17 protein-coding genes are annotated in these 18995 nt (G+C 62.0%); 13 read left to right on the forward strand and 4 right to left on the reverse strand.

The genetic code is table 11. The features are described 5' to 3' along the window. Positions 1–15: 15 nt before the first annotated feature. Positions 16–303, reverse strand: coding sequence for a DUF2782 domain-containing protein (locus FPB55_RS00385; RefSeq protein ID WP_009683589.1), 288 nt, complete (start codon positions 301–303; stop codon positions 16–18). Between the two features lie 75 nt (positions 304–378). Between FPB55_RS00385 and polA the strand changes: the two genes are divergently transcribed. Continuing rightward, positions 379–3126 (forward strand): DNA polymerase I, encoded by a 2748-nt coding sequence (polA, locus tag FPB55_RS00390; protein WP_178097489.1) that lies wholly within the window; start codon positions 379–381, stop codon positions 3124–3126. 335 nt (positions 3127–3461) lie between these two features. On the opposite strand, the gene yihA is transcribed toward polA, so the two are convergent. Further along, the gene (yihA, locus tag FPB55_RS00395) at positions 3462–4094 is read right to left on the reverse strand and encodes a ribosome biogenesis GTP-binding protein YihA/YsxC (RefSeq protein ID WP_009683587.1); all 633 of its coding nucleotides are present in this window, start codon (positions 4092–4094) and stop codon (positions 3462–3464) included. 193 nt (positions 4095–4287) lie between these two features. On the opposite strand from yihA, the gene FPB55_RS00400 reads away from it, so the two are divergent. From FPB55_RS00400 to FPB55_RS00430, 7 genes are all read left to right on the forward strand, one after another. Further along, positions 4288–4590 (forward strand): c-type cytochrome, encoded by a 303-nt coding sequence (locus FPB55_RS00400; RefSeq protein ID WP_029886304.1) that lies wholly within the window; start codon positions 4288–4290, stop codon positions 4588–4590. A 31-nt stretch (positions 4591–4621) separates the two neighbouring features. Further along, positions 4622–5239: a c-type cytochrome gene (locus FPB55_RS00405; protein ID WP_009683585.1), complete on the forward strand. Its 618-nt coding sequence runs from the start codon at positions 4622–4624 to the stop codon at positions 5237–5239. Between the two features lie 204 nt (positions 5240–5443). Continuing rightward, complete coding sequence (dsbA, locus tag FPB55_RS00410; RefSeq protein WP_144187331.1) at positions 5444–6079, forward strand: thiol:disulfide interchange protein DsbA; 636 nt, start codon at positions 5444–5446, stop codon at positions 6077–6079. 12 nt (positions 6080–6091) lie between these two features. Then, positions 6092–6946, forward strand: a complete 855-nt coding sequence (locus tag FPB55_RS00415; protein ID WP_054904504.1) for an endonuclease/exonuclease/phosphatase family protein — start codon at positions 6092–6094, stop codon at positions 6944–6946. A gap of 97 nt (positions 6947–7043) precedes the next feature. Continuing rightward, positions 7044–8981: a GGDEF domain-containing protein gene (locus tag FPB55_RS00420; RefSeq protein WP_144187332.1), complete on the forward strand. Its 1938-nt coding sequence runs from the start codon at positions 7044–7046 to the stop codon at positions 8979–8981. An 80-nt stretch (positions 8982–9061) separates the two neighbouring features. Further along, entirely contained in the window at positions 9062–9850 is a 789-nt protein-coding gene (locus tag FPB55_RS00425) for an N-acetylmuramoyl-L-alanine amidase (RefSeq protein WP_029886308.1), read from the forward strand. Between the two features lie 136 nt (positions 9851–9986). Then, positions 9987–11588 (forward strand): EAL domain-containing protein, encoded by a 1602-nt coding sequence (locus tag FPB55_RS00430; protein ID WP_054911445.1) that lies wholly within the window; start codon positions 9987–9989, stop codon positions 11586–11588. 18 nt (positions 11589–11606) lie between these two features. On the opposite strand, the gene FPB55_RS00435 is transcribed toward FPB55_RS00430, so the two are convergent. Both FPB55_RS00435 and algB read right to left on the reverse strand, forming a co-directional pair. Next, positions 11607–13388: a KinB sensor domain-containing domain gene (locus FPB55_RS00435; protein WP_144187333.1), complete on the reverse strand. Its 1782-nt coding sequence runs from the start codon at positions 13386–13388 to the stop codon at positions 11607–11609. Beyond that, complete coding sequence (algB, locus tag FPB55_RS00440; RefSeq protein ID WP_029885350.1) at positions 13385–14731, reverse strand: sigma-54-dependent response regulator transcription factor AlgB; 1347 nt, start codon at positions 14729–14731, stop codon at positions 13385–13387. Before algB ends, FPB55_RS00435 begins: the two co-directional genes overlap by 4 nt. A 210-nt stretch (positions 14732–14941) precedes the next feature. Between algB and FPB55_RS00445 the strand changes: the two genes are divergently transcribed. The 5 genes from FPB55_RS00445 (at position 14942) to gltP (ending at position 18979) form a co-directional block, all read left to right on the forward strand. After that, entirely contained in the window at positions 14942–15763 is an 822-nt protein-coding gene (locus tag FPB55_RS00445; RefSeq protein WP_144187334.1) for a BON domain-containing protein, read from the forward strand. Positions 15764–15937: 174 nt separating this feature from the next. Then, the gene (locus FPB55_RS00450; protein WP_029885352.1) at positions 15938–16228 is read left to right on the forward strand and encodes a hypothetical protein; all 291 of its coding nucleotides are present in this window, start codon (positions 15938–15940) and stop codon (positions 16226–16228) included. A 41-nt stretch (positions 16229–16269) separates the two neighbouring features. Next, positions 16270–16431 carry a DUF1328 domain-containing protein gene (locus tag FPB55_RS00455; protein ID WP_003252966.1) on the forward strand — a complete coding sequence of 54 codons (162 nt, stop codon included), beginning with the start codon at positions 16270–16272 and terminating at the stop codon, positions 16429–16431. A 2-nt stretch (positions 16432–16433) separates the two neighbouring features. Next, entirely contained in the window at positions 16434–16904 is a 471-nt protein-coding gene (locus tag FPB55_RS00460) for an inhibitor of vertebrate lysozyme family protein (protein ID WP_144187335.1), read from the forward strand. A 746-nt stretch (positions 16905–17650) separates the two neighbouring features. Next, positions 17651–18979 (forward strand): glutamate/aspartate:proton symporter GltP, encoded by a 1329-nt coding sequence (gltP, locus tag FPB55_RS00465; RefSeq protein ID WP_009683574.1) that lies wholly within the window; start codon positions 17651–17653, stop codon positions 18977–18979. Positions 18980–18995: the final 16 nt, after the last annotated feature.

Below are 18995 nucleotides of genomic sequence, written 5' to 3' on the forward strand. Positions count from 1 at the left end.
ACGGTGCGCGTCAGATTACCACTCGAAGATCTTCCAGGACGGAATCAGCATGTCCGGCTGGTCGGATCGAATGAAGTTGGCATCGGTGCCATCGGCGCGTACCAGGAAATAAGGCTTGCCGTTTTTCGGTGTGATCTTGATCGCATACAGGAAGCCGTTCTGCCGGTATTCCTGGATGGTCTTGTCGCCTTCCGTGCGAATGGTCACCTCGGGATCGGCCGAGGGGGCGTCTTCCGCCGCCAGGGTGACGACCGGCGTGGTTGCCAACAGGCCGAGCAGTAACAGGCGATTGAGTGTACGCATGATAACCTAGTCCCTTTGTCGTCAATGATTCTGGCTATTCTAGCGCCGGACCCGTCGAAAAGGTTGATTCTGCTCATGAGCCAAGCGCCCCTCGTCCTGGTGGACGGTTCCTCCTACCTGTACCGCGCCTTTCACGCGCTGCCGCCGCTGACCACGTCCAAGGGCATGCCGACCGGTGCGGTGAAGGGTGTGCTGAACATGCTCAAGAGCCTGCGCAAGCAATACCCCGACAGCCTCTTTGCCGTGGTGTTCGACGCCAAGGGTGGCACGTTCCGTGACGCCATGTTCGCCGAATACAAGGCCAACCGGCCGAGCATGCCCGACGACCTGCGGGTGCAGATCGAGCCGCTGCACGCCAGCGTCAAGGCCCTTGGCTACCCGCTGTTGTGCGTCGAAGGGGTCGAGGCCGACGACGTGATCGGCACCTTGGCGCGCAGCAGCGCCGCGTTGGGCCGCCCGGTCATCATCTCGACCGGTGACAAGGACATGGCGCAGCTGGTGGATGGCCACATTACCTTGGTCAACACCATGACCGGTAGCGTGCTGGACGTGGCGGGCGTGCATGAGAAGTTTGGCGTCGGCCCGGAGCACATCATCGACTTCCTGGCCCTGATGGGCGACAAGGTCGACAACATCCCCGGTGTGCCCGGTGTGGGCGAGAAAACCGCCGTGGGCCTGCTGACCGGTATTGGTGGCGGCCTCAGCGACCTGTACGCCAACCTCGACAAGGTGCCGGCACTGGCCATTCGCGGTGCCAAGACCCTGCCGGCCAAGCTGGAAGAGCACCGCGACGCGGCGTTCCTGTCGTATGAACTGGCTACCATCAAGGTCGACGTGCCGCTGGATCTCGAGATCGAGGCGCTGGTATGCGGCGAGCCTGACCGCGATGCGCTGCTGGCGCTGTACACCGAGATGGAGTTCAAGAGCTGGGTTGCCGACGTGCAGCGGGAGGCTGCCAGGGTGGGTGATGACGTTGCGCCGGTCGCGGAGCCGGTGGCCAAGGTCGAGCCGAAGTACGAAACCATCCTCGACCAGGCACGCTTCGATGCCTGGCTGGAGAAGCTGCGCCAGGCGCCGCTGTTCGCGTTCGACACCGAAACCACCGGCCTGGACGCCCAGAAGGCCCAATTGGTCGGCCTGTCGTTCGCGGTGGCGCCCCATGAAGCGGCCTACGTTCCGCTGGCCCACGACTACGAGGGCGCGCCGGCCCAGCTGGACCGCGACGCCGTGCTGCTGGCCTTGAAGCCCCTGCTGGAAGACCCGGCCAAGGCCAAGGTCGGGCAGAATGCCAAATACGATATCAACATCCTCGCCAACGGCTCGCCCGCCATCGCCATGCGCGGTGTTGCCTATGACACCATGCTCGAGTCCTACGTGCTGAACTCCACGGCCACCCGGCATGACATGGACAGCCTGGCGCAAAGGTACCTGGACCACACTACCATCGCCTTCGAGGATATCGCCGGCAAGGGCGCCAAGCAGCTGACGTTCAACCAGATCGACCTGGACAAGGCCGGCCCCTATGCTGCCGAAGACGCCGACATCACCCTGCGCCTGCACCACGCGTTGCAGGCCCGCCTGGCCCAGACCCCAAGCCTGCAGCCGGTGCTGATGGACATCGAGATGCCGCTGGTGCCGGTACTGGCCAAGATCGAACGACAGGGCGCACTGGTCGATGCAGCCCTGCTGCACGTCCAGAGCGGTGAGCTGGGTGAGAAAATGGCCGAACTGGAACGGCGCGCCTACGAGCTGGCGGGCGAGGAGTTCAACCTGGGCTCGCCCAAGCAACTGGGGGCGATCCTGTACGACAAGCTGGGCATGCCGGTGCTGAGCAAGACCGCCAAAGGCCAGCCGTCTACCGCCGAAGCGGTGCTCGACGAGCTGGCGGAGCTGGGTTACCCACTGCCTGAAGTGCTGATGCAGTACCGCAGCCTGAGCAAGCTCAAGAGCACTTACACCGACAAGCTGCCGGGGCAGATCAACCCGCGTACCGGGCGTATTCACACCTCTTACCAGCAAGCGGTGGCGGCGACTGGCCGGCTGTCGTCCAGCGACCCGAACCTGCAGAACATCCCGATCCGTACCGCCGAGGGCCGCCGAATCCGCCAGGCGTTCATCGCCAGCCCAGGCTACAAGCTGCTGGCGGCCGACTACTCGCAGATCGAGTTGCGCATCATGGCCCACCTGGCCAAGGACGAAGGCTTGCTGCACGCCTTCCGCAATGACCTGGACGTGCACCGTGCCACGGCGGCGGAGGTCTTTGGTGTAGCCCTGGAAAACGTCACCGTCGATCAGCGTCGCAAAGCCAAGGCCATCAACTTCGGCCTGATCTACGGCATGAGCGCATTTGGCCTGGCCAAGCAGATCGGCGTCGACCGCAAGCAGTCGCAGGACTATATCGACCGCTACTTCGCCCGCTACCCCGGGGTGCTGGCCTACATGGAGCGCACCCGTACCCAGGCTGCCGAGCAAGGTTTCGTCGAAACCCTGTTTGGCCGCCGCCTCTACCTGCCAGACATCAACGCCAAGAACCCGGCCCTGCGCAAAGGCGCCGAGCGTACGGCCATCAACGCGCCCATGCAGGGTACCGCCGCCGACATCATCAAGCGCGCCATGGTCAACGTGGATAACTGGCTGAGCGAGAGCGGCCTGGACGCGCGGGTGATCCTGCAGGTTCACGACGAACTGGTGCTTGAGGTGCGCGAGGACCTGGTTGAACAGGTCAAAGATGAAATTCGCCAGCACATGAGCAAGGCGGCGCAGCTGGATGTGCCGCTGCTGGTAGAAGCAGGAATTGGTGCGAACTGGGACGAAGCTCACTGATTGAGCCGTAAAAGCTGTGTAGGATCTGCGACGTGGTGACGCGGATCCTGGCAGCGCTGGCGCGCGCGGGGCTGGGCTTTCATGAAACTATCGCAAATAGTTTTCAGGGCTTCGGAACTAAACCAGTGAAGCGGAACTCAGAGTAACTGAATGGCTGGTGAAGCCTTTCGATGCTCCTATGTTGTGTTAAGTGTTGGCAGATATCTGGACCCCGCCCTAGCGGTCCGGACTTGGACCCCGAACTTCCCCCTCCCCATACGAAGTCCGGGGTTTTTTTTGCCCGCAATTTGGCCTGAGCCTGGGCGAAGCCCAGGCCATGCTCCGCGCTGCAGGCCTCAGGCCACTGGCTTGTCTTCCAGCTCCATCCAGCCCGCCAGCACCCGATAGGCCTCTTCGACGCCCAGGCGCTTGGGCGCCGAGAACAGCTGGATGGTGACACCGTCGCCCCAGCCCTTGCGAATTTCCGATTGCACCTTCAACAAGGTGTTCTTGCCCGCGCCGTGGGTCAGCTTGTCGGCCTTGGTCAGCAGGATGTGCATCGGCATGCCGCTGGCCTTGGCCCAGTCGAGCATCATCTTGTCGAAATCGGTCATGGGGTGGCGCACGTCCATCATCAGGATGATGCCGCGCAGGCACTCACGGCTGCCCAAATAAGCTTCCAGGTGCTTCTGCCAGTGCTGCTTGAGCGGAATCGGCACCTTGGCATAACCGTAACCTGGCAGGTCGACCAAACGCCGTTCATCGTCCAGACTGAAGAAATTCAACAGCTGGGTGCGCCCGGGGGTTTTCGAGGTGCGCGCCAGGCTGGCGTGAGTCAGGGTGTTGAGGGCGCTGGATTTGCCGGCGTTGGAACGGCCCGCAAAGGCCACCTCGTAGCCCTGATCGTCCGGGCATTGTTCGACCTTGGCTGCGCTGAGGGCGAATTTGGCTTTCTGGCAGAGGCCGAGGATGGGGTTCTTGACTTGCATGGGATATCCGATGTGGGTGTTGCCAAAGCCTAGGCCGGCAAGCGGTGTCGTTTCCGTTTGGCTGACAGAAGTATATAATGCCCCAGTTTTTGTGTGCCCATTCTCCCAGCGAAGGGGAACGGGCATGGGGTGCCGAACTATAGCTTGCGCATCAGAACGCAGCGCGTCCCCCAACCCTGTCAGGTCGTTTCGCCTGGCGAAATGGCTGCTAGCTGTCGGTATGTTCCTGCCGTATTTCAGCGCACAGGCTACACAGGATGCCGAGGTGTTGTACAACCGCACGTGTGCGGCTTGCCACACCGGGCAATTGCCCCAGGCACCCAGGCAGGGTGACCGGGCAGCCTGGGAGCCAAGGCTGGCGCAAGGTATGGATGTACTCGTCCGGCATGTGACCCAGGGTTTCAAGGCTATGCCGCCGCGTGGATTGTGCATGGACTGCAGTGCCGAGGACTACCGTTTGGTCATCCTTTGGATGAGTGGCAGTCCCGATACATAACATTTCACCCTTAGCCGTGTTGGATTAGCTGATGAACAAACTAGTCGTGAGTCTGCTGTTGACCCTGGGTGTCGCAGGTGCGGCCACTGCTGCGCAACCTATCAAAGGCGATGCCGCTGCCGGCCAGGCCAAGACGGCCGTCTGTGGCGCCTGCCACAACCCCGACGGCAACAGCCTGGCACCCAACTTCCCGAAACTGGCTGGCCAGGGCCAGCGCTACCTGGAAAAACAACTGCACGACATCAAGTCGGGCAAACGTACCGTGCTGGAAATGACCGGCATGCTGGCTGCTTTCAATGACCAGGACCTGGCCGATATCGCCGCCTACTTCGCCAGCCAGAAAGGCAGCGTGGGTGCTGCCGACCCCAAACTGGTCGAGCGCGGCCGCGCGCTGTTCAACGGCGGCGACCTGGAAAAAGGCATGCCCGCCTGCACCGGCTGCCACTCGCCCAATGGCGCGGGTATCGCCCTGGCCGGTTTCCCGCATTTGAGTGGGCAGCATGCCCAGTACGTGACCAAGCAGTTGACCGACTTCCGTGAAGGCAACCGCACCAACGACGGCGATGCCATGACCATGCGCACCATTGCCGGCAAGCTGAGCAACCACGATATCGAGGCATTGGCCAGCTATATCCAGGGCCTGCACTGACTGGCGGCGCGGTCCGGCAGGTGCTGCACATGCCTTCAGGGGCTTCGCATTAACTTTCAGTTAATGTTGCAGGCCAATGATGAAAGGGTGGCTGGGCTACCCTTTTTTCAGTGCGTAGCCGGTACACTACAGAACTCAAGCCCTTCCCGGCCTGTCTCAAGGCAGGTCGCGTAGTGGCGACCCATGATTGCTCAGGAGTAAAGCATGCGTAAACTGATTCTCAGCGCTGCGCTGGTCGCCGCCAGCGTATTCGGTATGACAGCGGTGCAGGCCGCAGAGCCTGCCACTGCCGGCAAGGAATATATCGAGCTGAGCAACCCTGTTCCGGTTTCCGTGCCTGGCAAGATCGAAGTGGTTGAGCTGTTCTGGTACGGCTGCCCTCACTGCTACCATTTCGAGCCGACGCTCAACCCTTGGGTCGAAAAACTGCCCGAGGATGTCAACTTCAAGCGCGTACCGGCCATGTTCGGTGGCCCATGGGATGCCCACGGCCAAATGTTCCTGACGCTCCAAGCCATGGGCGTTGAGCAAAAGGTGCACGCTGCGGTGTTCGATGCTATCCAGAACCAGCGCAAGCGCCTGACTGACCCGCAAGACATGGCCGACTTCCTCGCCACCCAGGGCGTGGACAAGGACAAGTTCCTCTCCACCTTCAACTCGTTCGCCATCCAGGGCCAGATCAAGCAGGCCAAGGAGCTGGCTAAGAAGTACGAAATCACTGGCGTACCGAGCATGGTCGTCGACGGCAAGTACCGCTTCGACCTGGGTACCGCAGGTGGGCCCGAAGGCGTGCTGAATGTCGCCGACCAACTGATCGCCAAGGAGCGCGCCGCTAAGTAAGCGGCGTATCCCATGCCCCGCTTCAGAGCTACGCGTGGCATTGGCCTGCACCAGCCGCAGGTCAACGAGCATCACCTGCAGGCACCCGGCCTGCCGGACGATGGTCGCCTACGGCTGCTCAGCTTCAACATTCAGGTCGGCATCAGCACCGAACGTTATCGACATTACCTGACCCGTAGCTGGCAGCACCTGCTGCCGCATAACGGGCGCGCCGGCAACTTGCAGAAGATCGGCAAGCTGTTGAGCGACTTCGACCTGGTGGCCCTGCAGGAGGCCGATGGTGGCAGCCTGCGTTCCGGGTTCGTGAACCAGGTCGAGCATCTGGCGCAGCTGGGTGCCTTCCCCTACTGGTACCAACAGCTCAACCGCAACCTTGGGCGTTTTGCCCAGCACAGCAACGGCGTGCTCAGCCGCCTGAAGCCGCAATTGCTCGAAGACCACCCGTTACCAGGCCCCGCCGGGCGCGGGGCAATTCTGGTGCGGTTCGGCGAAGGCGAGGATGCGCTGATCGTGGTGATGATGCACCTGGCCCTCGGCGCCAAGACCCGCGCCCTGCAATTGGGCTATATCCGCGAGCTGATTGGCGGCTACCGCCACCAGGTGCTGATGGGCGACATGAACACCCACGCCACCGACCTGCTCGAGCACTCGCCCCTGCGTGACCTGGGCCTGGTGGCCCCGCAGGTCGAAGCTACCTTCCCCAGTTGGCGACCCCAGCGTTGCCTGGACCACATTCTGCTCAGTTCCAGCCTTACACTGGAGCGTGTCGAGGTGTTGGCCCAGCCTATTTCCGACCACCTTCCGGTGGCGGTAGAGATCCGATTGCCTGATGCATTGACTGTGGATACGCTGCCGGCCTTGAGCTGAATCAGCCAAGGCGTCGCACGCCCTCAAGTGTTGGGCGTGCGCGCCGACAGCGTGTAATCAGACAGCCCCAGATGTATCACCCGTCGCGGATCCAGGCATGACCGAAGAAGCCGAGCGCTGGAAAGAAAAATACCTCAAAGCCATCGAGCAGCAAGAAAAGCTCGAACGTCGTTGGGACGCCCGTCTCGACTTGCTGCGCCGTGGCCTGGTACGCAGTACCCTGGCTGCCGAAGGCAGTGACAAGGTGGTCGACGCGTGCATGAAAGAGATGCGCGAGGTCATTCGCAGCGACAACATGGATGCTGGCCTTGCCGGGCTGATTCCGCGCCTGGAGAAGGCGGTGCTGGATTCTGAACAGCGCCGCGAAAACCGCATGAACCAGGTTGGCGATGCCCTGGCTGCACTGGTGGGCCAATTACAGAACCTGCCGCTGCCTGGTGATATTGCCCGGCCGCTGAAAAAGCTGGCGAAGAAGCTCGATGGGGGCGTTACCCAGTCACGCGACCTGCCGCCATTGCTGGGTGAGCTGAGCGGTTTGCAGGGGCGTGCGCTGGCCGCCCTGGGCAAGCCGGGTGAAGAAACCCGCCCTGGTTTTCTGCAGCGGTTGTTCGGCAGCCGCGATGACGATGCCCAAGCGGAGCCGGCGCTTGTGCCCGAAGCGGTGCCGGGTGCCCAGGCTCCACCGCACGCAGCGCCACCCAGCCCCGACGCCGGCGCGCATGTTGATATCGATGCGTTGCAACCGTTGCCAGCACCTGCTGCACCGGCCGCCGAGCTGCCCGCAGCGCCCGAGCCAGCGCCAGATGCAGCTGGCCCGGCGCTGATCGAAGCGGCCGAAGTACCCGCATCGCCAGTGCCGCAGCCAGGTGAAGGGCCGGCCGCCGAACACGGGGTCAGCCAGCCGCTGCCGGCGCCTGCACCCTTAGCGGAGCTTGAACCAACGTTCGGCGAAGACGGCCCTTATGCCCTCCCCGATGCGGTGGAACCGCCGTACAGTCAGGTCGCTGCACACATCGAGCAAACCTTGCTTGGCCTGCTCGACGACCTCAGCCTGCCCGAGCGGCACAAGGCCCAGGCTTTGGAAATGCGTGCGCGGGTGGCCCGCGGCCTGAACTGGTATGAGCTGATCCCGGTACTGGATGACCTTGCAGTGCTGATGCTGGCGATCACCGACAGTGGCCAGCATGAATTTGAAACCTACTTGCAGCAGCTCAACGAGCGCCTGGAAGGGTTCCAGAGCCATCTGCATGAAGCCAGCGCCGGCCATGCCGACAACAGCAGTGCCGCCCGCGCGCTGGACACCCAGTTGCGCGAGCACGTAGACGGGTTGCAGAGCAGCGTGCAAGGTGCCGCCGATGTCGACAGCCTCAAGCACATCCTGGAGAACCGCCTGGAAGGCTTGTTGGTGACCATGGACGAGCACAAGCACGAGCGTGATCGCCGCGAGCAGGAACTGGCCAACCGCCTGCAGGGGTTGTCGGAGCGTGTGGCAAGCATGGAGCACGAGGCACTCGGTTACCGTGAACACCTGGAAGAGCAGCGGCAAAAGGCCCTGCTCGACCCGCTCACCGGTCTGCCCAACCGGGCGGCCTGGAGCGAGCGGGTGGAACGGGAAATGCTCGAATGGCAGGCCCAGGGCGGCCATCTGGCAATGGCGATCCTCGACCTGGACCATTTCAAGCGCATCAATGACAGCTATGGGCACCTGGCCGGGGACAAAGTGCTGAAGATCGTTGCCGACCAGTTGCGCAAGTGCTTGCGCGGCCGTGACTTCATAGCCCGGTTCGGTGGCGAAGAGTTTGTCCTGTTGCTGCCGCAGACGGCCCCGCCGGCGGCTGCGCAAGCCGCTGAACTGCTGCGGGCGACCATCGAAGCCTGCCCGTTCCACTTCAAGGGTGAACGGGTGGTGATCACCACCTCCATCGGGTTGGCGGCGTTCCGCGCTGGCGAGCGCGCAGACCAGGTGCTCAAGCGCGCCGACACCGCGTTGTATCGGGCCAAGGAACTCGGGCGCAATCGCGTGGAACAAAACTGATGGGCAGCCGCTGACTCGCGGCAAACATTGCTGCTGGCGAGCACGTTATACTGTAGCGCTCTTACGCCGAGGCCTCCGACGTGCTTTCCACGCTGAAAAAAACCCTGATCACCTTTCTGCTGTTCACCGTCGCCGGTTGCTCCACGGGCCTGCGCATCGACCGCAGCCACCCTTCGGCGAACCAGGACAACCGTATCCAGTTCGTTGTTTTGCATTACACCAATGCCTCGCTGGAACGCTCGCTGGCATTGCTCACCCACGGTGAGGTCAGTAGCCATTACCTGATTGGTGATGGCCCGGCGACGGTGTACCAGTTGGTGGACGAGAGCCGTCGCGCCTGGCATGCCGGTGACAGCCAGTGGCAGGGGCGCACATGGCTGAATTCGTCGTCCATCGGCATCGAAATCGTCAACCCAGGCTTTGCCGATACACCCAACGGGCGGGTCTGGTACCCCTATAGCGAGGCGCAGATCCAGGCGCTGATCGCGTTGCTCAAGGACATCGTCAAACGTAACAATATCGAGCCCCGGCATATCATTGGCCACAGCGATATCGCCCCATTGCGCAAGCTTGACCCGGGCCCTTTGTTCCCGTGGAAACGCCTGGCCGATGCTGGGTTGGGGGTCTGGCCAGATGCCAACGCCGTGGCGCAGCAACAAGCTTACTTCAACGTCAACCCGCCCAGCGTTGGCTGGTATCAGCAGGAGCTGGCGCGGTTTGGTTATCAGATCGAGCAAACAGGCGTGCTCGATGTAGCCACCCGGCATGTCATCGCTGCCTTCCAGATGCGCTTCCGCCCGCAACGTTTCGACGGCATGCCCGATGCGCAGACGGCGGCCATGCTGCAGGTGCTCAACCGGACCCGTTGACTGTCACCAGGCCGCGCGCGGTGACAGGGGCGTTGCCCGTGCTGGCCGGGGCCTGGCATGGGCAAGCGAAGCGCTAAACGGCGCAGGTGATTATTGATTCAGTTGCTATACCTTAGTTATCAACTGGATGCCGTCCATGTCGTCTGCCATTGGCTTGCTGCGTCAAATTTTCTACCGTCCCTGGATGCTCGCCACGCTGGCAGCACTGGCCAGCGCCGCCCTGTTGCTTTCTGCCAGCATCGGCATCGCCCTGCAGCAGCTGAAACAGAGCGAAACCGAGCAGATGAACGCCCAGGGCGAGCGTTTTCTCGAGCGCCTGGAGCAGGTATTCGGCCAGCTGCGCGAGGGTGTCGACCTGTTGCAGGCACAGCCGCTGCGTGGATGCAGCCCGGCCATGTTGGCGGCCTTGCAGCAGGTGGGCTTGAGTTCGCGCTTCATTTACGAAGCGGCCTACGTGGACGGCAATGTCGCCTGCTCGAACCGGGGTAACGAGCGCGCGTTCGTGCCCTTGCGGCCGCCGGACATCAAGGGGCCGGTCTACAGCTACTGGCTCAACACCACCACCGAGCCGAACGAGAACCTCGCCGCGCTGATGCTCGGCCGGGGCAGGTTCCTGGTCTCGACCTCACGTGGGCACCTGACCGATGTGGTCGACCTGCCACCGGGTGGCAGCCTGGTGGTAGTACTCGACAACGGTGCCCGCGCCATTCCGGTCCTGGGCCCGCCACCGGTATGGCCGCCGCCCTCGGCCTGGTCGAATAGCCACAAGTCGCTGCTCGAACTCAGTGACCGCCTGATCTACCGCATGCCAACCAAGTCGCCTGACTACCAGCTGGTGCTGATCGCCCCGCGTGTCAGCTTGCCCCTGCGCATGAACGGCATGCTCTGGCTGTTGTTCCCGGGTAGCGTATTGGCCGCCTGCTTCATCGGCTGGCTGGTGTTGCAGCTGATCTTGCAGCGGCGCTCGATGAGCTCAGAGCTGCAGGGTGCGCTGCGCCGTGGCGAGCTGCAGGTGCTCTACCAACCGATCATCGAGCTTGGCAGCCGGCGTTGCGTGGGCGCCGAGGCGCTGGTGCGCTGGCGCCGCCCGGACGGTACCTTGACCAGCCCCGACCTGTTCATACCGCTGGCGGAAGACACCGGGCAGATCCGCCAGATCACGGACTTCGTGCTGCAACGTGTGCTTGAACAACTTGGGCCGTTGCTGCGTTCGCACCCCAACCTTTATATCTCGATCAACCTGGCGGCTTGCGATGTGATGGAGCCGCGCATCGGCCGAGTATCGGCGCGCCTGCTGGCGTTGCACCGGGTGGCGCCCAGCCAGATTGCCTTCGAGGTGACCGAGCGGGGTTTGATCGACGTGGTAGTGGCCCGCGAAAATCTGCAGGCACTGCGCGCCGCAGGGCATCAGGTGCTGATCGACGATTTTGGTACTGGCTATTGCAGCCTGGCTTACCTGCAGACGTTGCCGGTGGACTGCCTGAAGATCGACAAGGCGTTCATAGACGCTCTTGGCCATGATGCCGCCAGCAGTGGCGTTGCCCCACACATCATTCGCATGGCCCACGACCTCCACCTGCGGGTGATTGCCGAAGGTATCGAGAGTGAGGACCAAGCGGCGCTGTTGAGCGGTGAAGGGGTCAACTACGGCCAGGGCTGGCTATTTGCCCGGCCGTTGACGGCCAGGCAGTTTGCCCAGATGGTCACACGCGGGCATCAGCCGCGACGACCCGCGTAGGGTGTAGCCACGCGTGCGTCAGACTGGCAATGCCATATAGAACTGCGTGCCCTGCCCCGGCCGCGAAAACACACCCATGCGCCCGCCATGCAGTTGCACGATCTCCTTGCACAGCGCCAGGCCCAGCCCCGCTCCACCTTTTTTGCGGCCAACCTGCACGAAGGGCTCGAAAATGCGCCCTTGCTGGCCGTAGGCGATGCCTTCGCCGTTATCCTCGACACTGATGATCACCCGCTCCGCATGGCGGCGGGCGTGCAAGCGGATGCGCCCGCCCTTGGGGGTATGGCGGATGGCGTTGTGCAGCAGGTTGTCCAGCACCCGATCGAGTTGCGCGGGGTCGGCCTGGATGCGCGGCATTGGCTGCTCCAGGTCGCTCACCAACTCGATCTGCTTGTGCGCAGCCTGGTCGGCAACCCGCAGTTGTGCCCGCTCCACCAGCTCGTCGATGGCACAGGGAGCCAGCTCCAGTTTCTGTAGCCCGCTTTGATAGCGCGAGAAGTTGAGCAGGTCGTTGATCAGTTGGGTAAGGCGCTGCATTTCTTCGCCGATGGTTTCCAGCAAGTCATTCTCCCGCGCTTCTGGCGGGAACTTGACGCGCTCGCGCAACAGGCCGAAGGCCATGTGCATGCCGGTAACGGGCGTACGCAACTCATGGGAGGCGCGCAGCACGAATTCACTGCGCACACGTTCGAAGGCGCGCTGCTCGGTTACGTCGTGCAGCACCATCACTGCGCCAAGAATCGGCCCCTGCGGGTGGCTGACCGGGGTCAGGCTGTAGGTAAGCAGGCGCGATTCTTCATCCACCTCCATGTTCAGGTCGTCTGGTGGCCGGTCCAGGCTGCCGCCCCGCAGCACTTGGCGCAGCTGCTGTTCCAGCTCTGGCCGTTGCAACGCTTCGGCAAGGCTGCTGCCTACCCGGCTGTCATTCCAGCCCAGCTGGCGCTGGGCTACCGGGTTGAGGTGTTCCAGCCGGCCCTGGCGGTCGATGATCAACAGGCCATCGTCGATGCTGTCCAGCACCGCCTGCAAGCGTTGCTGGCCGGCCAGCAGCTCGTCGACGTTGGTGGCCTGGTGCTTGCGCAAGGCATCGGCCATCAAGCCGAAGCGGCGGGTGAGCTGGTTGAGTTCGGCCGCCTGGGTGACTGGCAGGGTGACATCGAAATTGCCCTTGCCCAACTGGTCGGCGGCCGTGGCCAGCGCCTCGATCGGCTGGCCGAAGCGCCGCGCGATGTTGTGCGCACTGATAAAGCCGAGTACCAGCACCACCAGGCCCATCAAGCCCAGCACACCGCTGACCAGCAAGGCGCGGTCACGGCTGCGCTCCTCGCTGCGGGTAATCAGGTCCAGGGCCTGCCTGTGGGAGTCGATCAGGTCGGTGCGGACCTGATTGAATGCGGCGCCCAGCGGCTGGTCCACACCCATGCTGCGGGCAGGGGCCGGGCTGTCGCGGTAAGCCTGGAGGAAGGCCTGATAGTTGCTGTTGGCTTTGCTGAAACCGGTGCGCTCGCCGCCTTGCTCCAGCCCCTTGGCCAGAAGGGACTGGAAGTTGTCCTGCAGCGATCGCAGGTTTTCCGGGGCGGTGTCGTCATCCAGAATCAGGTTCAACTGCTCGCCAAGGTTCTGCCGCAGCTTGAGCCCCACCTCCAATGAGTGGGTGGTGTCGCGCACCAGTTGCTGTTGCATCGTGGCCATCTGCAGAACACTGACCAGGCCCAGCAGCAGACCGAGCAGCGCCACGGTGACCAGTGCCGAGATACTGAGGAAAAGCCGCGTGCGCAGCTTCATGGGTGGCCATTTCATAAGTTGTATTGCTTGCGTTTGCGGTACAGGGTGGAGGCGTCGATGCCCAAGGTCTTCGCGGCCTGGTCCAGGGTGTCGCTGGCGGCCAGTACGGCACCGATGTGCGCACGCTCCAACTCGTCGAGGCTAAGCGCGGCGCCAACGCGTGGGGCGTTGCCAGCCGGCTGCTCACCCATGCCCAGGTGGCTGATTTCTACCCGCTCTTGCGGGCATATGATGCTGGCTCTTTCCACTACGTTGCGCAATTCGCGAATGTTGCCGGGCCAGCGGTAGTTGAGCAGCGCCGCGCGGGCTTCTTCACTGAAGCCGCGTGCTGGCCGCGAGTACTCCTTGACGAAGCGGGCGAGGAAGCGGTCGGCGAGGGTCAGAATGTCCTCGCTGCGCTCGCGCAGGGGCGGCAGGTGCAGGGTGATGACGTTCAGGCGGTAGAGCAGGTCTTCGCGGAATCGGCTTTCGCGCACCATCTCTTCTAGGTTGAGGTTGGTGGCAGCCAGGATGCGCACGTCCGCCCGGCGGGTAACCGGGTCACCCACGCGCTCGTATTCCTTGTCCTGAATGAAACGCAGCAGCTTGGGCTGCAAGGTCAGTGGGAAGTCGCCGATCTCGTCGAGGAACAGCGTGCCGCCATCAGCCTGGCTCACCCGCCCAAGCGTGCTTTCACTGGCGCCGGTGAAGGCGCCGCGGGTATGGCCGAACAGCTCGCTCTCCATCAGCTCCGCATTCAGCGACGGGCAGTTGATGGTCACACAGGCTTTGCGTGCACGCTTGCTCCAGCCATGAATGGCGCGGGCCAGCTCGCCTTTACCGGTGCCGGACTCGCCGAGGATGAGGATGTTGGCGTCAGTGGTAGCGACCTGGCGGGCGGTTTCCAGCACGGCCATCATAGCCGGGCTGTGTGAGTCGAGGCCGTCCTTGGGTTTGCGCACTTCACCCTCCAGCGCTTCGAGGCGGGCCGAGAGTTGCCGCACTTCCAGTTGCTTGGCGGTGGCCAGGCGCAGTTGGTCTGGGCTGCAGGGCTTGACCAGATAGTCGGCGGCACCCGCCTGGATGGCGTCCACTGCCGTGTCGATTGCCGAGTGCGCGGTAACGATCACCACGCGCATCCAGGGCGCCTGAATGCGCATCTGCGCCAGTACATCAAGCCCGTTGTCCTCACCCAGGCGCAAATCCAGGAAGCACAGGTCGAACACCTGGCGCTGCAGCAGGCTCTCTGCCTGGGCGGCGCTATTGGCGGTGGCCACGCTGTAGCCCTCGTCCTCCAGGCAATAGCGGAAAGTGCGCAGGATCGCGGACTCGTCATCCACCAGCAGAATGCGGCCTTGGTTGTCCTGGGCTGATTCCATTTCCTGCGCTCCTTAAGGGTAGATCTTTATTTAGTGTGGGAAAAATCGGGCAAGTTGCATGGTCAATTCTGAAGGATTCTGTCCTTTGCATGCTAGCCAATGGCTAAACGACGCCTTCAGGCCCCATTTCCCGGTGCTTTGCTTAGAGGCATAGGGTGGCACATTGGTTGCGATGATTTTCAGCTTTTGCCTACAGAAGGAGGTAACGCCATGACCTTTGCCCTACGCAGCGCTGTGTTAGCAGCCGCTTTGCTTCCCGTGTTCACCCCCGCTCTCGCGGACCCCGTGCATGACGCCCGGCTTGAAGGGGCGCTGCAAACGGCGTTGTCGCTGAACCGCATGCTCAACCCGTTCCGTATCAAAGTCGAGGTAGACGGCAAACAGGCGCGGCTTTCCGGCGAGGTAGAAAACGAGGTGGAGCGCCGGTTGGCCGAAGACGTGGCCTTGGCTACCCGAGGTGTCGAGCAGGTCGATAACCAGCTGCAGGTCAACGCTGAACTGGTCGAGCGCCCGCTCGAGCTGCGGGCCTATGCCCAGCGCCTGGAGGACGCCACCCTGGCAGCGGTGATCCGTGCGCGGTTGCTGTGGAGCCGTACCACCGAGAAGGCTGCAATCGAAGTGCAAAGCAGCGAGGGCGTGGTGACCTTGCGGGGTAAAGTCGACAGCGCCGAGGCCAAGGAGCTGGCGGGCGTGGTGGCGCGCACAACCGATGGCGTGCACCTGGTGAACAATCTTGTCAGCCTCGACAGCGCTGCCATGGCCAAAGCGCGGGAAACCGCTGTGGGAACACCAAGCGGCCCGCAGCCAAGCGACCCCTGGATCATCGACAAGATCCAGAGTAGCTACCGCTACAGCCGCAACCTTGATGGGCTGAACCTTAAAGTGGCCAGTGAAGAGGGCATGGTGCGGTTGTCCGGTGAAGTGGTCAGTGCGGAGCAAAAAACCATCGCAGTGGAAATAGCCCGGCAGATCATTGGCGTGCGGGGGGTGGATGCCGATCTGCTGAAGGTCGCGACCAAGGTCGAAGGCTGATCGTGCAATTCGCACGACCCCAGCATGGCCATCGTGCAGGATACGTCCTGACACGCCCGCGGCTAAATGGTTAAGTTATTGTTTTTAAAGGATTTTTATTTATTTATAAGGCTGGCATGCAGGCTGCAATTACCTGTTCAGGTTTGAACAAAAATTACAGCAGGAGGAGCCGGCATGAATCGCCAGTCCGTCAACCACTCGCAAGTCGCCACCCTGTCACTGCGCCACCTGGTGTCGGTAGGGATCGCACTGGTTTTGACCTTGGCTGCCGGCCTCTTCTACTACAGCTGGCAAACAGCGCGTCTGGCCGACCAGGTGGCTGCACAGACCGCGCTGCTGAGCCAGATCCAGTCGACCCGGGCCAACAGTTTCGTCAAGGCGGCGGACCCGTTGCCCTCCCAGGGCAAGGCGGCGTCGCCGGCCACTCTGGAACACGTCGTGCCTCAAGACCGCTGGGTGTTCTAAGGCGGACCGTTTGAAGTTCTGAAAAAGAAAGGAGAAACACCATGCTGAGCTGGGCTATCACTTTCCTCATCATCGCCATTGTCGCTGCCGTTCTGGGCTTCGGTGGTATCGCCGGCGCTGCTACAGGTATTGCGAAGATCCTGTTCATTGTCTTCCTGGTCCTGTTTGTAGCCTCCTTCTTCTTTGGGCGCGGTCGAGGTTGACAATGAGCAGGAAGCTACACACTGCCCTGGCTGCTGCCCTGCTGATGGGTAGCAGTGCAATGGCACTGGCTGCCAATGATGGCCAGGTCCGTGCCAACCAGCTGCTGGGTTCGGACCCGGAATACCGGGAAACCTGGCAGGACACGATCAAAGGCGAGGAGCGCCTGCCCGATTGGGTGGTCAACCTCACCGGCAGCTCGGAGCAGCAAATGTCTGCTGTTACGGAAGATGGCGACAAGTATTTGGTCGGCCCCCTGTGCGAGGCCCAGGACAAGTGCACCTACAAGCGTCTGATCGTTGCGTTCAGCTGGGACAAGGATGATGCCTACGGCATGCTCGTGGAGGTGCCTGAAGGCTTGCCCAAGGACAAGTCGCCAACCCGACATGCGCAGTACCGCTGGCTGGGCAAGCCGGATGACGGCATGAAGTCGATGCTGCAGGAGCAGCTCAAGCGTGACCCGAATTGGTACTGAGCCGTGGTTGCCAGTGCTGGTGAGTGGTCACCCACTGACACGAAATAGAAGCTGAACCTTTGTAGCGTTCAGCCTTCTATGATGCGCCGCCCCGAGGAGGGGTTGCACATGACCAAGGGGCCGGGCTGTTCTGGTTGAGACATGATCGGAGTGGCCTAGGGGTACAGGGAGTGCCTCCAGCGCTGGGCCGGGTCAGGAACGGCGGAATCGGAAGCTTCAGGTCGGCGGTATCGCTGGGATACCCAAGCCGACCTGACTTCCGAGGAGCCACGTAGGAAACGCCTCTTTCCTTGCGCGTTTTCTTCCCCGAGACACATTTTGTCTCGACCGTACATCAAATTTTTTCCCTCCGCATCGACTCCCTCACAAGTGGCATTTCGGCCATTCGGATTGTCGAACACGACATATTTGTCGCTTCTTTTGAGAGTGCCAGATCCGCCTGAATATGGCTGTCTCGTCTTGTTCGGGATTCCGAACGTTATAAATCAATGACTTGCAAACCTACCTCGTCGGTCGAAAACGGTATGCATAACCTGCATGGGGTATGCGTTTCCGGCATTAGATTTCCCCCCCTGCCATCGCAATAGTTGCCGCCTTTTTCGCTGGCCAGGGCGCCCTGTCGCTCGCCTGCGGTGTCCTTACATAACGTCGCCGGACAGAAACCGTTATTGCGTGTGACTTGGCCAAGGGCTCTGTCACGCCTGTTTCCACCCGGTGTCATGACCACTAGAACAAAGGGTAAAGACATGAAGAAGGCAAAACTGAGCCTCGCCTGGCAGATCGTCATCGGTCTGGTGCTGGGTGTTGCAATCGGCGCGCTGCTGAACCACTTCAGTGCAGAAAAGGCCTGGTGGATCAGTAACGTCCTCCAGCCCGCCGGTGACATCTTCATTCGCCTGATCAAGATGATCGTCGTCCCGATCGTGATTTCGTCGTTGATCGTGGGTATCGCCGGGGTTGGCGATGCGAAGAAACTGGGCAGCATTGGCCTGAAGACCATCATCTACTTCGAGGTGGTGACCACGATCGCCATCGTCGTCGGCCTGGTGCTGGCAAACCTGTTCCACCCCGGTGCCGGTATCGACATGAGCACGCTGGGTACCGTGGATATCTCCAAGTATCAGGCGACCGCGGCCGAAGTGCAGCATGAGCACGCCTTCATCGAGACCCTGCTCAACCTGATCCCGTCGAACATCTTCGCAGCGCTGATGCGTGGCGAAATGCTGCCGATCATCTTCTTCTCGGTCATGTTCGGGCTGGGGCTGTCGAGCCTGCAGGCAGAGTTGCGCGACCCGCTGGTACGGACCTTCCAGGCCGTATCGGAAACCATGTTCAAGGTCACCCACATGATCATGAACTACGCGCCGATCGGTGTGTTCGCCCTGATCGCCGTGACTGTCGCCAACTTCGGCTTCAGCTCGCTGCTGCCGCTGGCCAAGCTGGTGCTGCTGGTATACTTCGCCATTGCCTTCTTCGCCTTCATGGTACTGGGCCTGGTGGCTCGCCTGTTTGGCTTCTCGGTGATCAAGATCATGCGCATCATGAAAGATGAGTTGATCCTGGCCTACTCCACTTCCAGTTCGGAAACCGTGCTGCCACGGGTGATCGAGAAAATGGAGAAGTACGGTGCACCGAAGTCGATCTGCTCGTTCGTGGTACCGACCGGCTACTCCTTCAACCTCGACGGTTCGACCCTGTACCAGAGCATTGCGGCGATCTTCATTGCCCAGCTGTACGGTATCGACCTGTCGTGGAGCCAGCAGCTGCTGCTGGTGCTGACCCTGATGGTCACGTCCAAAGGTATTGCTGGTGTGCCAGGCGTTTCGTTCGTGGTACTGCTGGCCACCCTCGGCAGCGTGGGCATTCCGCTGGAAGGCCTGGCCTTCATCGCCGGCGTCGACCGCATCATGGACATGGCCCGCACCGCGCTGAACGTGATCGGCAACGCCCTGGCGGCATTGGTCATCTCGCGCTGGGAAGGCATGTACGATGCGGCCAAGGGCGAGCAGTACTACGCCTCGCTCATGGCTGACAAACAGCAAACTGCGGTGGTTGGCGAAGCGGCCAAGCGCTGAGTTCATACCCCGCTGT

Origin of the sequence: Pseudomonas sp. BJP69, assembly GCF_007633355.1 — a bacterium.
Lineage (GTDB): Bacteria > Pseudomonadota > Gammaproteobacteria > Pseudomonadales > Pseudomonadaceae > Aquipseudomonas > Aquipseudomonas juntendi.